We start from the raw sequence: 14,710 nt of genomic DNA, 5'->3' as shown, positions 1-14,710 counted from the left end.
GCGTCTTATCGATGTCAGCAAAGGTTAACAGGCGTTACTTTTTCTTGGCGGCTGTTTTCTTTGCCGGCGCCTTTTTGGCCGCCGGTTTCTTGGTATCGGCCTTCTTGGCCGGAGCCTTCTTGGCCGCCGGTTTGGCATCCGCCTTGGCGGCAGCCTTTTTCGCAGGCGCCGTCTTGTCAGCAGCCTTTTTCGCCGGAGCTTTCTTGGCCGCGGCTTTCTTGCCGGCCGGCTTCTTGGCACCGGACAGAATGTCGTCCTCGTCAGAGAACAGCGCTTCGCGGCTGACCTTTGCGTCCTTCACTTCGGCCAGTTCGAGCACGTAATCGACGACTTTTTCCTCGTAGATCGGGGCGCGGACCTGGGCGACGGCGTTCGGATTCTTGGTGTAGAACTCGACGACCTGCTGTTCCTGACCCGGATAGCGCTGGGCTTCCTGGTTGATGGCGCGGGCGATTTCTTCCTGCGTGACCTCGACGCCGGAACCCTGGCCGATCTTCGCCAGCACCAGACCGAGACGCACGCGGCGTTCCGCGATGGTCCGGTATTCGGCTTGCAGCTCGTCCTCGGACTTGTCCTTGTCCTCATCATCGAGATGGCCGTGTTCGATGGCGTGGCTGACTTCGCGCCAGATATTGTCGAATTCGGCATTCACCATCGAGGCGGGCAGATCGAATTCCTTGTCGACATCCAGAGCGTCCAGCAGGGCCCGCTTGGCCCGCATGCGGGACTGGGCCGCATGTTCGCGTTCGAAACGCTGCTTCAGCGCATCCTTCAGCGAATCCAGCGATTCCAGACCCAGGCGCTTGGCCAACTCGTCATCAATCTTCGACTCGGCAGGCGCTTCAACAGCCTTGACCGTGGTCTCGAAAACCGCATCCCGTCCGGCCAGGTTTTGTGCCTGGTATTCTTTCGGGAAGGTCACTTTCAGCTCGATCTGGTCGCCTTTCTTGGCGCCTTTCAGCTGTTCTTCAAAACCGGGAATAAAGGCGCCATCGCCGATCACGACGCGGGCATCCTCGGCCGAGCCGCCTTCAAAGACTTCACCGTCCAGCTTGCCGACGAAATCAACGACCACGGCATCGCCGTCTTCGGCCTTGGCATTCTTGCCTTTTTTCTCTTCAAAAGCGCGGCTTTCCTTCGCCAGCTCGGCGAGTGCCTCGTCAATCTGCGCGTCCTCGACCTCGGCGACCGGGCGCGTGATTTTCAGCTTCTTCGGATCGGGCGCCTCGAAGGACGGCATGATGTCGAGCTCGATCTCGAACGAGAAATCAGCTCCGGACACCAGCTCCTTCGGGTCACTCTTGATCTCGACCCGCGGCTGCGAAGCCGGCTCGATCGAGCGCTCCTTCAGCGTGGAATCAATCGTCTGTGGCAAGAGCTCGTCATTCAGGAGATCGCCCAGAATGGATTCACCGAAGACCTTCTTGATGTGCGCTGCCGGCACCTTGCCCGGGCGGAAGCCCTTGAGGCGCACTTGCGGGCGGATTTCGTTGATCTTGGCGTCGAGGCGAGCCTGCAGATCCTTTGACGGGATCACAATCTCGAAAGTGCGGCTCAAGCCTTCGGCGGCTTTTTCTGTAACTTGCATTTAAACGGTCCTGGCAAGGTTGGGCGATCAGCAGGGCAATGCGACTCTGCTGCGTTGAAGGCGCGGGTTATGTCACGGTGCCCTCCCCTATGCAACGGGGCTTGGCGGGGAAGAGTGCAGTGGGGGCAGATTGCCCACCCGGGCACGCGGCAACCTTCGCTCTGACGTCCGGCGTGCATGGGTCATCAAACCCGCCAGCGCCGCAGCCCTGCCTGCCCCCGCGAAGGCGGGGGAGCGCGTTTTATGTGAGCACGGCCCGTAGCACGACCGGCGATGACAAGGGCCGGCACCTTCAACGCCAAACCCTGCCCCCGTCTTGCTCCGGTTTAACCGGAGCATCTCGAACGAAGGGCGCCGATTATCGAGATCCTCCGATCAAGTCGGAGGAAGACGGTCGGTGTCTATGGAGAGTTGTTGAGATCCATCCCTCACGAACCCGCCAGGGTTCGCAAGCGCGACTGCGCGCCCGCAGCTTTAGCGAGGACCGACCGCGCGGAGGCGCGGGAGGATCAACATGATTGGCTTGCCAAGCCGAAGCTCTCGAAGAGAGGACGGGCCCCTGCCGGGGCATTCCGCGCCTAGATTTGATCCAGCGGGTCAAATTTTCTGCCACGGCAGACCGACTTGGGATGGTACGGGTGAGAGGACTCGAACCTCCACATCGTGAGATACTGGAACCTAAATCCAGCGCGTCTACCAGTTCCGCCACACCCGCACAGTATTCCGGTGGCCGGGTTCATAATGCCAGATTGCCGGGCCGTGCAACCGCTTTTGCTCAGGGCGCCAGGAATGATCCGCTGATGTCGGGCTGGCCCCAGTATCGCAGATGATTGATGTCGTGTTCGGGCACCGGGTGGGAATAGCCGCCGCAATCGATCGTCCGGAGGATATCCTGAATAACCGTCAGCCGTGCGGTATGCTTGTCATCGGCTTTCACCACGCGCCAGGGCAGGGGCTGGCAGGTTTCGACCAGCATGCGATTGCGGGCGGCGGAATAATCCGCCCATTTTTCCACGGCGACCGCGTCAATCGGGCTGATTTTCCAGGTTTTTAAAGGATTCTGGCGGCGATCTTCCAGACGCTCGATCTGTTCCTGTTTTGAAATATCCAGATAGTATTTGAGCAGTATCAGCCCGTCATCAATCAGGATTTTCTCGAAACACCCCACATCGGACAGAAAGCTTTCGTATTGCTCGTCCGAGCAATAGCCCATGACTTTCTCGACGCCGGCACGATTATACCAGGACCGGTTAAACAAAACGGTTTCGCCCTCTGCCGGCAGATAGGGCGTCCAGCGCTGGAAATACCAGGACGAGCGGTCGCGTTCGCTGGGTTTGCCGAGGGCAATGACCCGGGTTTCACGCGGGCTCTGATGCTCGGTGATGCGTTTGATCGTGCCATCCTTGCCAGAGGCATCCCGGCCCTCGAGAATGACCAGCAGGCGCTTGTTGCGGGCAATGACATGCCGCTGCAGGTCAACCAGGTTGATCTGCGCCTTCCGCAATTCCGCGTGATAGATATCCTTGTCCAAATCCACCTCCCCTGCCCGGCAAGCTTCAGACTGGGCCTATTCGGAGGTCAGGACCAGAGCTGGCCGTCGGTGGTGGCGCGGTTTTCTGCCTCCTCAGGTTCGGACTGGATGTAGAGTGAACGCTGGCCGGGCCCGTCGATCCAGCCCTCGGCCCGCATATAGCCCATGACGGCGATCAGGAGCAGAGCACCTGCCACCGTCAACAGAATAAGGGCAATGCCTGTCTTGATCGCGTCACGCATGTCCCGTGCATCTCCCCCTCATGCCTTACGGGCCCGATCCCCCAGTCCCGCGGCGCAAGGTGTTACAGAGGCTCGATTGTTTCAAGCCGGTGCCGGATAATCGCCACAGAAAACCGTGGAAAGCCTGCGCACGATGAGCACGACCTCCGAAAGATCGCCGATGGACTGGGAGCAGCGCTTTCGCGATGACACAACGCCATGGGAGCGCAAGGGGCTGCACCCGGCATTCATGAACTGGCGGGAGGCCGGGGCTTTTGAAGGCCTCACCACCGTGATCGTGCCCGGATGTGGCCGTTCGGCGGAACTCAGGGGCTTTGCCGCTCTGGGCAAATCCGCCATCGGGGCCGACCTCTCGGCGACCGCACTCGCCTGGCAGGAAGCGGCGCTGGAGACGGCCGGGCTATCCGCGGAACTGATCGAGGCCGACATCCTGTTGTGGCGGCCGGACGCACCGCTGGACGCGGTCTATGAGCAGACCTTCCTGTGTGCCATCCCGCCGCGCCTGCGCGAGGAATACGAGCAGGCCGTCCATGACTGGCTGAAACCGGGCGGGAAGCTGTTCGCGCTGTTCATGCAAAAGGAGGAATTGGGCGGGCCGCCCTATGGCTGTTCCATCCCGGCGATGCGGGAATTGTTTCCGGAAATCCGCTGGGACTGGCCCGACAGTGCGCCCGCCGCCTACCCGCACCCGTCGCTGAATGGAAAACCGGAACTGGCTATGATTCTGACGCGGCGCTGACCGGTTCCGGAGATTTGCGCTGGCGGCGCTTGCGGGCCTCCATGGGCGCCCGGAGCAGGACATAGCCCGCCGTGCCGAGCCCGGACAGGATATTGGCGAGGGCAATCCCCGCTATGACCCCGATGGGTGCCTGCGTCACCATTCCGCCGGTGACGGCGAAGACCGCCATCATTACCGCGCGGCTGGAGGTGATCATGACACCGAAACTGGGCCGTCCGAGGCCGGTAAAACCGGCGCTGGCGGCCATGGTCACGCCGTATCCGGCGATCGTCAGCGTGACCAGCGACCAGTAGGTCCGGGCCACTTCCTGCCCCATCTCGCTGGGCAGGAAGGCCGGCGCCAGCCAGCGCGAGGCTATGAGGATGATGGCGGCAATGGCCGCCGACCAGAGCAGGCAGAACAGAAAACTCTTCGCAAATGCTTCCCGGACGCGTGAAGTGAGACCCGCCCCGCCATTCTGGCCGGTGACCGGTCCGATACAGGCCGACAGGGCAAAGAGCGGGACAATGGCAAAGGCTTCCAGACGGGCCGCCACGCCAACGCCGCCGACCGCCGCATCCCCGAATTGCGCCATGCCCAGCGCGCCCATGACAATGGTCAGGGCAAAGGGGTTGAAAGTGTTGGACGCCGCCGAAGGCAGGCCGACGCGGGCGATCTCGCCCCAATTGTGGAACAGCTCGTCAAAACCGTGCCAGGAAAAATCGATCAGCTTCTCGCGGAAAACCAGATAGGCGGAGATCATGATGAAGGTGACGCCATTGGCCGCGACCGTCGCCAGGGCGGCCCCGGACACCCCCCACCCCAGGGCCGGAAGGCCCAGGAATTCGTCGAGAATGAAGAAGGGGTCGAGCACCATGTTCACAACGGCAGCGGCGATCATCATGATCGAAGGCAGGATCGCATTGCCGAGGGCGCGCAGAATATTGCTCGCCACCATGGGGCCGACGATCAGCACAATGCCGGCAAACCACACCGTCATGTAGTCAATGACATGCGGCATCATGGTGTCCGAAGCGCCGATCAGGCGGAAAAGCGGTTCGACAAAGATCACGCCGAGGAGCGATACAAATCCGACGGCCAGAATGGACAGGGTCAGCGCGTCGGTCGCGGTGCGCCGGATGACGCTGTCATCCTTCTCGCCGGCCGCGCGCGACACGACCGAGACGGCCCCTGCCCCGAGGCCGATGGAAATACTCATGACCAGCATGGTGACGGGGAAGCTCAGCTGTACGGCGGCCTGCTGGCTGGTGCCCAGCGTACCGACCCAATAGGTGTCGATCACGCCGGTCAGCATCATCGCCACAATGCCGAAGCTCATCGGGACGACCATGCGGGCAATATGACCGAAAACCGGCCCCGTCGTCATGTCCCGTGAAGCGCGTCCCGCCATGCCATTCCCCTCACTTGAACGGCCGATATAGGGAGGTTCGCGCGCGAATGCACCTCACGATGTGATGATGAGGATTGTACCGCCGCTTAAAGCGCCGCCCTTGAAGGATCATAGGCCGCCAGCCCCGCCAGATTGACGATGTCGGACACCTTGGCCCCGAGCCGGGCGACCTGGACCGATTTTTCCAGCCCGACCAGTATCGGCCCGATCACAGTCGCCGCGCCCGCCGCTTTCAACAGCCGCGTCGCGATCGAGGCGGAATGTACGGCCGGCATGACCAGCACATTGGCCGGTTCGGACAGGCGCGAGAAGGGATAGAGCTCGTGATGGTCCGGATCGAGCGCGATATCGGCGGCCATCTCGCCTTCATATTCGAAATCCACGCCGCGCGCGTCCAGCAGGCGGACCGCGCCCGACATTTTCTCGGTGCGCTCGCCCGGCGGATTGCCAAAGGAGGAATAGGACAGGAAGGCGACGCGCGGTGTCAGGCCGAAGCGGCGCGCCGTGGCCGCCATCTCAACGGCAATGTCGGCCAGCTCTTCGGATGAGGGAAATTCGGTTTCGAGGACATCGCCGATCAGCAAGGTCCGCCCGCGCGAGATGGCGGCATTGATTCCGACAATGCGGCCGCCCGGCACCGGATCCAGCACCAGGCGGATATCATCCATGGCGACATTGGTGTGGCGGGTAACGCCGGTGACCATGCCATCCGCCTGCCCCATCTTGACCATGCAGGCAGAGAAGACATTGCGGTTGGTGTTGACCATCCGCTGCACGTCCCGCTTCAGATAACCTTTTCTTTGCAGGCGCTTGTAGAGGTATTGCGCGTAATCATAATTGTGATCGGACAGGCGCGCATTCCAGATTTCCAGCGAGTCCTCCGGCAGGCCGAGCTCGCGCATATTCTCGTGAGCGATATTCTCGCGGGCGACCAGGATCGCCTTGCCCAGCCCCTGCGACTGGAAGGCATGGGCAGCGCGGATGACGCTGGGCGCTTCACCTTCCGCAAACACGATGGTCTTGGGGTCCGCCTTGATTGACGCCGAGACGCGTTGTTGCAAAGCGGCCGTCGGATCGGTCCGCCGGGCCAGGGATTGCCGGTAATGTTCATCTTCCCGCGCCGGGATCCGCGCCACACCGGATTCTACCGCCGCCCGTGCCACAAAAGGCGGAATGTGCGAGATCAATCGCGGATCAAACGGCGTCGGGATGATATATTCCGGACCGAATTTCATGCGGCCCTTGCCATAGGCGGCGGCGACCTCGTCGGGCACATCCTCGCGCGCCAGATCGGCCAGCGCCCGGGCGCAGGCGATCTTCATTTCCTCGTTGATGGTTTTCGCGCGCACATCCAGCGCGCCGCGGAAAATATAGGGGAAACCGAGAACGTTATTGACCTGATTGGGGAAATCGGAGCGGCCGGTGGCCATGATGGCATCGGGCCGGATTTCCGTCACCACTTCCGGGCGGATTTCCGGTTCCGGATTGGCCATGGCAAAGATAATCGGCTTTTTGGCCATGGATTTGACCATGTCCGGCTTGATCACGCCGGCGGCCGACAGGCCGATCAGGCAGTCGGCGCCCCTGACGACTTCTTCCAGGGTCCGCAGCTTCGTCTTCACGGCCTGATTGGCGAGGCGGGGATGGAGCCCTGCCCGGCCTTCATAAACGACCCCGTCAATATCTACGACAATGGTCTTGTCCCGGTCGACGCCCATGGATTGCAAGAGCTCGATCACGGACAGGCCGGCCGCACCGGCCCCCACCAGCACGACATTCAGATCCTTCAGCTTCTTGCCGGAAAGCTCGCAGGCATTGAGCAGACCCGCGGCCGCAATGATCGCTGTGCCATGCTGATCATCGTGGAAGACGGGAATGTCGAGCCGCTCACGCAAGCGCCGTTCGATCTCGAAACATTCCGGGCTCTTGATGTCTTCCAGATTGATGCCGCCGAAGCTGTCGCCGAACCCGGCCACGCATTCCACGAACTGGTCGGGATCGGTGTAATTTACTTCAATGTCGAAGGCATCGATATCGGCGAAGCGCTTGAACAGAACCGCCTTGCCTTCCATGACCGGCTTGGACGCCATGGCGCCCAGATTGCCAAGGCCGAGAATGGCTGTGCCATTGGAGACCACGGCGACCATATTGCCCTTGGAGGTATAGTCATAGGCGGCATCCGGATTGGCCGCGATTTCCTTCACCGGCACCGCCACGCCCGGCGAATAGGCCAGAGACAGGTCGCGCTGGGTGGACATGGGCTTGGTCGGTTGCAGCGCCAGCTTGCCCGGTGTCGGACGGCTGTGAAATTCCAGCGCTTCGCGTTCGAAGGCGGTCAGGTCGGTTCTTTTTGAGATATCAGCCATTTCGACTCAATCTGTCAGATTCAACTTGGTTATGCGTTGTTATGGCGCGCGTTTAAAGCCGCGCGCATGGCGAAAATCCGGCGGCGGCGCGCCAGATCTGCAAAAACCTCCGGCAAGACCTCCGGCAGGTCCCCGGCGATCAGGCCCGTCCCCCGCCGGATCCCCGCATCGCCATGCAGCCAGACCGCCGCCGACGCGCCGTCGAAACCACTGGCACCGCGCGCCAGGAGACCGCCGATCATGCCGGCCAGTACATCGCCCGCCCCCGCCGTCGCAAGCGCCGGGTCGGCATGGACATTGACCCGCACCTCCCCGTCCGGTGACGCAATCACGGTATCCGGCCCCTTGTAGACGATGGTGCAGCCGGCCTGCTTCGCGGCCAGGCGCGCCCGCTCGATCTTGCTGCGTTCAAATCCGAACAGGTCCGGGAACAGGCGCCGGAATTCGCCGTCATGCGGCGTCAGCACGTCATTCGCCCGCAGATGCGAGAACAGATGATCCGCGTCGCCTTCAAAGCTGGTCAGCGCATCTGCATCCAGAACCAGCGCGGCTTCCCGCGCGGTGGCGGCAATCACCAACTCTTTCGTTTCGGCCCCGACACCGCAGCCCGGCCCGATCACGGCCGCCGTTGCCCGCCTGTCATCCAGCGCCTGAAGCAAGCCTTCCACGCCTTCGAAGCGTTGCAGCATCACTTCGGTCAGGTGCATGGCATTGACCTGCAGCGCCCCGGGCGGGCTGAGAAGGGTCACCAGCCCAGCCCCGGCCCGCAATCCGGCCTCTGCGGCCAGCCGGGCGGCGCCTGTCGCACTGGCCGGTCCGCTGACCACACACAAGCGCCCGCGCTGATGCTTGTGGATCATGCGCGGCGAAAGCCGTGGCAGGGCGGGCCAGAGATCGGGCCCGTTGACCGTGGCCAAGGGTTCGGCATCCGCTGCCCATCCAGCCGGGATACCAATGTCAGCCAGCACGATTTCGCCGCAGAGCGACCGGCCGGGTTCGAGGAAATGGGCCGCCTTGAAGCGGTGAAATGTCACCGTCAGATCCGCCCTGAAAGCACAGCCCTGAGGCTTGCCCAGATCGCCGTCCACGCCGGACGGCACGTCGACCGCGACAAAAGGCACGTCATAATCGACGGCCTGATGCGCCAGTCTGAGCGCGTCGCGCGCCAGCGGCCGTGACAATCCGGCTCCGAACAGCGCATCCACGACCAGATCACAGCCATCCAGACCGGTTTTGGCGATGGGGAGGCATGGCCCTGTCCATTTCGCCAGCATGGCCGCCGCATCGCCGCGATACGCTTCGCGATCTGCGTAAAGCGACACGACAACCGCCCAGCCCGCCGCCTGCAAGTGCCTGGCAATCACGAATCCGTCGCCGCCATTATTGCCCGGACCACACAGGATCAGCGCCCTGCGCGGACTCCAGCGAGCCATGATTTCGCGCGAAACGGCCGCCCCGGCACATTCCATGAGAGACAAACCGGGAACGCCGTTTCCCGCCGCAAAGGCATCTGCAGCGCGATGACCGTTCACGGAAAGAATTTTATTTGCGGGGGGATGCATTTTGAATCCATTTCCGTTTATGCTGCAGGTGCGTAAAGCGTGGCGAGCTTGATTCTCGCGCGTTCCAACATACGTCGTCAATCGCGAGCGGGGGCCATGAAAAAAATCGAAGCCGTCATCAAGCCATTCAAACTGGATGACGTGCGAGACGCGCTCCAGGAGATTGGCGTGCAGGGCATGACCATTACAGAGGCCAAGGGATTTGGCCGCCAGAAGGGTCATTCCGAACTCTACCGGGGCGCAGAATATGTCATCGACTTTCTGCCCAAGGTGAAACTCGAAATCGTTGCGCCCGAAGCCCGGGTTGAAGCGATAGTCGAGGCCATTCAGACTGCGGCACGCACCGGCCGCATCGGTGATGGCAAGATTTTCGTGTCCTCTATTGATCAGGCGATCCGCATCCGGACCGGCGAAGCCGATGAGAATGCCATCTAGGGTCCGATTTCACCCCGTCATCTAACCAGCCCTAGAAAGGGAGCCTACCGCCAATGTCAAACGACATTCAAAAGAAAATTAAAGACGAAGATATCGAGTTCGTGGATCTCCGGTTTACCGATCCGCGCGGCAAGCTGCACCATGTGACTTTCGACGCATCCATGGTCGACGAGGACTTCTTCGAAGACGGGGTGATGTTTGATGGCTCGTCGATCGACGGCTGGAAAGCGATCAATGAGTCCGACATGACCATGATGCCGGACGTAACCAATGCGACGGTTGATCCGTTTTTCCAGAACAAGACGCTGACCATGTTCTGCGACATTCTGGAACCCGGCACCGGCAATGCCTATAGCCGAGATCCGCGCACAACCGCCAAGAAAGCCGAGGCCTATCTGAAATCCTCCGGGATTGGCGATACGGTCTATGTCGGTCCGGAAGCAGAGTTCTTTGTTTTCGATGATGTCCGCTGGTCCACTGATCAACACAATACGGGCTACGCTTTCGATTCCGAAGAAGGTCCCTATAATTCCGGCCGCCAGATGGAGGGCGGGAATATGGGTCACCGCCCGGGCCCGAAGGGCGGTTATTTCCCGGTGCCACCGATCGACAGCGGCCAGGACATGCGTTCGGAGATGCTGGCCGTGATGACCGAACTCGGGCTGGAGCCGGAAAAGCACCACCACGAGGTGGCGCCGTCCCAACACGAGCTGGGCATGCGGTTCAATACGCTGACCCGCATGGCCGATAACATGCAGGTCTATAAATACATTGTGCATAATGTGGCGCACGCCTATGGCCGCACGGCGACCTTCATGCCGAAGCCGGTCTGGCACGACAACGGAACCGGAATGCACGTTCACCAGTCGATCTGGAAAGACGGCAATCCCCTGTTTGCCGGCGACAAATATGCCGACCTGTCGGAAACCTGCCTCTATTACATCGGGGGCATCATCAAGCACGCGCGGGCGATCAACGCTTTTGCGAACTCGACCACCAACTCCTACAAGCGGCTGGTTCCGGGATTCGAAGCCCCGGTGCTGCTGGCCTATTCCGCCCGCAACCGCTCGGCCTCGATCCGCATCCCGTATTCGACTTCGCCAAAAGGCAAGCGCATCGAAACCCGATTCCCGGACCCGGCCGGCAATCCCTATCTGACCTTTGCCGCGCTATTGATGGCCGGGTTAGACGGAATTGAGAACCGGATTCATCCGGGCGATGCCATGGACAAGGATCTCTATGATCTTCCGCCCGAGGAATTGAAGGACATTCCGACCGTTTGCCGGTCGCTGCGCGAAGCCCTGGAATCGCTCGATGCGGACCGTGATTTCCTGAAAAAGGGCAATGTCATGGATGACGACCAGATTGATGCTTTCATCGATCTGAAAATGGATGAGGTATTGCGTTTCGAAATGCACCCGCATCCCGTCGAATTCGACATGTATTACAAATCCTGACCATAGCCGCCCTGCGGAGAAATGGCTGGGGCTCTTGCGGGCTCCAGCCATTTTTATTTGTAAACAGCGATGGGTGGTCGACGGACGCGTTCTGCTCGGCTAAACCTTCGGCCAAGTGCATCTTAGCGCCTTTGATTGTTACGAATTGAGAGTTGTCCATGCGGAATCGTTTTCTGGTCTCAACCGCGCTTTGCGCCGCATTTGTGTCAGCCCCCGTTTTGGCCGACACGACGGTTGATGAGGAACGGACGACTGGCATCCGAACCTCTACCATCAATGACGGTGCGCCGGACAATCTGATTATCGGCTCCAATGGCCGGGTCACGATCTCAACCGAGAATGGCGGTACCGGGCCGGCAGTGACCGTGGACAGTGACAATACGTTCGCCAATGGCGGTGTCATCGAAGACACGACCGGAGACGATGGAGCGACAGGTGTCCTCGTCAATGGCGGGACGACAGGCGGCATTACGAATAATGGCCGCATTTCGGTAACCGGAGCGGCCGTCACCAATGATGAAGACGGCGATGGCGATAATGATGGCCCGTTTGCCGACGCCAGCAACCGGACCGGGATTCTGATTGTCGGTCCCGGCACCTATATTGGCGATGTCCTGAACACATCGAACGGGGTGATTGATGTCGTGGGCAACAATTCGGCTGGCATCCGGTTGTTGACCATGGTCGATGGGCAACTGACGTCCCTGGGCACGATATCCGTCACCGGAGAAAACAGCTATGGTATCGATCTCGCAGGTGGATTGAGCGGCGACTTTACTGTGGATGGTACCGTCAGCACTGTCGGGCCGGGGTCAAGCGCGATCCGTATCCGCAGCGATGTTGGCGGCGCTTTTATTGTTGCGGGACAAGTCAATTCCACGGCTTACCGGTATGCCGGTAATGTTCCGGCCAATTTCCAGAACGTGCTTGACGAGGATGACACGCTTCTTTCGGGCTCGGCGATCACGATTGGCGCCAGCATCACGAATGGAATTTTTCTCGCGGGCACGACTTTTACCGGTGACGGAACGACGGCGAGTATTGCATCTGCCACAACAGCGCCAGCTTTCTGGATCGCCCCCGAACTGGGCAATGGAAACGATATTGTTATCGGCAATGTCTTTATCGGCGCTGATCCTGAGGACGAAGAAAGCGAAGACATTTCGCTCAATTACGGCTTTGTGAATCGCGGCGTCATCTCGGGTGAAGGCCGGTTTGACGGATTTGATTCCACCGGGTTGAGAATCTCCGGCTCCATGGTCAACAATGTGCTGCGGACGACGACGATTGCCGGCGGGTTGCGCAATGAAAACCTGATTTCGTCCCGCTCTGTCGCAGCTGAGGCCCGCGCGGTGGAAATCGGCAATGGTGCCATTCTGCCTGTCTTCGAGAATGCCGGTGCCATCCGTGCCACGGCGGTGGGGCAGAATTCGAACAGTATCGGCCTGATCATCCTGGCCGGCGCCAATGTTCCGGTCATCCGCAATTCGTCAAACTTCTTTGTCGAGAATTTCGGTATCGGAAGCGCGACCGCCATTGTTGATCAGTCCAACACGGTCGGATTGATCGAAAATACCGGTCTGATTTTTTCCACGGTCGGACAATTATCGACAGAAGTGCAGAGTGATCCGGACGGGACAGCCAATAGCAGTCCGGTCTCTGTCGTTAACCGCACAGCGATTGACGTTTCGCGCTCAACAATTGATGTCACTTTCCGCCAGTTATTGCCGGACGTGATCGCGCGGGAAGGTTCGGGGCAGGTCCGCGGCGATATCCGGTTTGGTTCGGGCGATGATTTCGCGGATATCCAGGGCGGCCTTGTCGAAGGTGATATCTACTTCGGTGATGGGGCTGACCGGCTCAGCATTACCGGTGATTCCGCCGTCGTTGGTGCCATTCACGACTCGGATGGCGATCTGGATATTTTTGTCGAGAACGGCCAGCTCGAACTTCAGAACACGACCAGCGTGAATATCCGTACAGCGACCTTCAATGACGGCTCGCGGCTGGTGTTTGAAGTCGATACGCTGGACGAAAATTCCCGCTTCATCACGGCTTCGGATTCGGTGACCTTCAATGAAGGCTCGACTGTTACGGCATCGCTCGCCAATCTGATCGGCGAAGGCGCGGAATATATTGTTCTGGAAGCCAACAGCCTGGTCATCAATTCTGCGATCGACAGCCTTCAGGATGCCAATTCGCCTTATCTGTACAATACCAGTCTGGCCCGCGACTCGAACAATCCCAATCAACTGGTCCTGACGCTTCGCCGCAAGACGACTGATGAGCTCGGCATGCATGAAAACCAGGCTGCCGCCTATAGTGCCGCTTTCACGGCCTGGTCGGAAAACGAGCGTCTGGGTGCCGCTTTTGCATCGCTGACCAATTCGGCGGACTTCTTCGAAGCCTATGATCAATTGCTGCCGGAATATGCGGCCAGTGCGATCCAGTTTGCCGTTGCCAGCAATGACAGCGCCATCGGGGCGCTCTCCAGCCGTCTTGATGCCGCCCGGCGCAGCCCGGACGGAACAGGTGGTATCTGGTTGCAGGAATTCGGCTATTTCGCTGACCGCGAACAAACCTCCTTCGGTCCCGGCTATCGCGGACAGGGCGTCGGTATTGCCGGAGGTGTCGACCGTCCGGTCGGGCCTTTCTATGCGGTCGGTGTGAATTTTGTCGGTGCGGCCAGTGAAATCGAGGAATCCAATGGCGTCGACCAGCCCATGACCGCGCTGACCGGTCAGATCGGCGTTTATGGCGGCGTTGATTTCGGCAATGCCTTTGCCGGTGAATTCTATGCCGGAGCCGGCGTCGACAGCTTTGAAACCGAACGCCGCGTGCTGATTGGCACGTTCGACCAGACATCCACAGCGGACTGGACCGGCTATCATTATGCCGCGTCCGCGCGTTTCGCCCGCGATTTCGAACTGGGCCGCTGGTATGCACGTCCATCGGTATCGGTTGACTATCTGCGCCTTTATGAGAGCGCCTATTCGGAAACCGGTGGCGGGCCCGGCATCGATCTTGTTGTGGATGACCGCGAAAGTTCAACCTTCTCGTCGACCGCAAGCTTTACGCTCGGCGGGCTTTATGGCTCGCCATCGAGCTGGTGGTCGCCGCAGGTTCGCCTCGGTTACCGCAATGATTTCAGCGGCGATGCGGTCATCACCAATGCGCGTTTTGACGGCTATAACAACGAATTCTCCTTCCGCTCCGAAGATCTTCCGGGCAGCGGATTCGTGGTCGGATTCGCGCTGCAGGCTGGCTCTGACTACTCAACCTTCTCGTTTGATTATGATGCGGATCTGCGCGACGGCTTCGTGCGTCATACTGCCCGCCTCGTCTTGCGTCTGATCTTCTAGGAAACCCGCGGTTAACCGTCTTGCGGTCAAAGAAAGGG

10 protein-coding genes and 1 tRNA gene are annotated in these 14,710 nt (G+C 60.3%); 4 read left to right on the top strand and 7 right to left on the bottom strand.

Annotated features, from left to right (window positions below):
* Positions 1–34: 34 nt before the first annotated feature.
* The 4 genes from tig to DBR16_RS05400 form a co-directional block, all read right to left on the bottom strand.
* Complete coding sequence (gene tig / locus DBR16_RS05415) at positions 35–1,588, bottom strand: trigger factor (protein ID WP_109260240.1); 1,554 nt, start codon at positions 1,586–1,588, stop codon at positions 35–37.
* Positions 1,589–2,218: 630 nt separating this feature from the next.
* Positions 2,219–2,303: transfer RNA gene (locus tag DBR16_RS05410), tRNA-Leu, on the bottom strand.
* A 60-nt stretch (positions 2,304–2,363) separates the two neighbouring features.
* Positions 2,364–3,119, bottom strand: coding sequence for a polyphosphate kinase 2 (gene ppk2 / locus DBR16_RS05405; RefSeq protein WP_109260553.1), 756 nt, complete (start codon positions 3,117–3,119; stop codon positions 2,364–2,366).
* A gap of 47 nt (positions 3,120–3,166) precedes the next feature.
* Positions 3,167–3,361, bottom strand: coding sequence for a hypothetical protein (locus tag DBR16_RS05400; protein WP_109260239.1), 195 nt, complete (start codon positions 3,359–3,361; stop codon positions 3,167–3,169).
* 133 nt (positions 3,362–3,494) lie between these two features.
* On the opposite strand from DBR16_RS05400, the gene DBR16_RS05395 reads away from it, so the two are divergent.
* Positions 3,495–4,100 carry a methyltransferase domain-containing protein gene (locus DBR16_RS05395; protein WP_109260238.1) on the top strand — a complete coding sequence of 202 codons (606 nt, stop codon included), beginning with the start codon at positions 3,495–3,497 and terminating at the stop codon, positions 4,098–4,100.
* Here the strand turns inward: DBR16_RS05395 and DBR16_RS05390 are convergent.
* From DBR16_RS05390 to DBR16_RS05380, 3 genes are all read right to left on the bottom strand, one after another.
* A complete protein-coding gene (locus DBR16_RS05390; protein ID WP_109260237.1) occupies positions 4,078–5,490 on the bottom strand; it encodes an MATE family efflux transporter in 1,413 nt (470 codons plus the stop codon). The two genes, DBR16_RS05395 and DBR16_RS05390, sit on opposite strands and share 23 nt — an antisense overlap.
* Before the next feature lie 86 nt (positions 5,491–5,576).
* Entirely contained in the window at positions 5,577–7,856 is a 2,280-nt protein-coding gene (locus DBR16_RS05385; RefSeq protein ID WP_109260236.1) for an NADP-dependent malic enzyme, read from the bottom strand.
* A gap of 29 nt (positions 7,857–7,885) precedes the next feature.
* Complete coding sequence (locus DBR16_RS05380; protein WP_109260235.1) at positions 7,886–9,418, bottom strand: NAD(P)H-hydrate dehydratase; 1,533 nt, start codon at positions 9,416–9,418, stop codon at positions 7,886–7,888.
* Between the two features lie 96 nt (positions 9,419–9,514).
* On the opposite strand from DBR16_RS05380, the gene DBR16_RS05375 reads away from it, so the two are divergent.
* The 3 genes from DBR16_RS05375 (at position 9,515) to DBR16_RS05365 (ending at position 14,672) form a co-directional block, all read left to right on the top strand.
* On the top strand, positions 9,515–9,853 hold the full coding sequence (locus DBR16_RS05375) for a P-II family nitrogen regulator (RefSeq protein WP_109260234.1): 339 nt from the start codon (positions 9,515–9,517) through the stop codon (positions 9,851–9,853).
* Between the two features lie 53 nt (positions 9,854–9,906).
* Positions 9,907–11,310, top strand: a complete 1,404-nt coding sequence (gene glnA, locus DBR16_RS05370; RefSeq protein ID WP_109260233.1) for a type I glutamate--ammonia ligase — start codon at positions 9,907–9,909, stop codon at positions 11,308–11,310.
* Between the two features lie 158 nt (positions 11,311–11,468).
* Entirely contained in the window at positions 11,469–14,672 is a 3,204-nt protein-coding gene (locus DBR16_RS05365; RefSeq protein WP_109260232.1) for an autotransporter family protein, read from the top strand.
* Positions 14,673–14,710 lie beyond the last annotated feature (38 nt).

Origin of the sequence: Hyphobacterium indicum (genome assembly GCF_003129605.1) — a bacterium.
In the GTDB taxonomy this organism is placed as follows: Bacteria; Pseudomonadota; Alphaproteobacteria; order Caulobacterales; family Maricaulaceae; genus Hyphobacterium; species Hyphobacterium indicum.
The sequence above is the reverse complement of the archived record's forward strand: the minus strand, read 5'-3'. Positions and strand labels throughout refer to the sequence as shown.

What these genes read in the sequence shown, in the direction of transcription:
- tig (WP_109260240.1), bottom strand. Translation starts at nt 1,588, where the DNA reads ATGCAAGTTACAGAAAAAGCCGCCGAAGGCTTGAGCCGCACTTTCGAG.
- DBR16_RS05400 (WP_109260239.1), bottom strand. Translation starts at nt 3,361, where the DNA reads ATGCGTGACGCGATCAAGACAGGCATTGCCCTTATTCTGTTGACGGTG.
- DBR16_RS05395 (WP_109260238.1), top strand. Translation starts at nt 3,495, where the DNA reads ATGAGCACGACCTCCGAAAGATCGCCGATGGACTGGGAGCAGCGCTTT.
- DBR16_RS05390 (WP_109260237.1), bottom strand. Translation starts at nt 5,490, where the DNA reads ATGGCGGGACGCGCTTCACGGGACATGACGACGGGGCCGGTTTTCGGT.
- DBR16_RS05385 (WP_109260236.1), bottom strand. Translation starts at nt 7,856, where the DNA reads ATGGCTGATATCTCAAAAAGAACCGACCTGACCGCCTTCGAACGCGAA.
- DBR16_RS05380 (WP_109260235.1), bottom strand. Translation starts at nt 9,418, where the DNA reads ATGCATCCCCCCGCAAATAAAATTCTTTCCGTGAACGGTCATCGCGCT.
- DBR16_RS05375 (WP_109260234.1), top strand. Translation starts at nt 9,515, where the DNA reads ATGAAAAAAATCGAAGCCGTCATCAAGCCATTCAAACTGGATGACGTG.
- glnA (WP_109260233.1), top strand. Translation starts at nt 9,907, where the DNA reads ATGTCAAACGACATTCAAAAGAAAATTAAAGACGAAGATATCGAGTTC.
- DBR16_RS05365 (WP_109260232.1), top strand. Translation starts at nt 11,469, where the DNA reads ATGCGGAATCGTTTTCTGGTCTCAACCGCGCTTTGCGCCGCATTTGTG.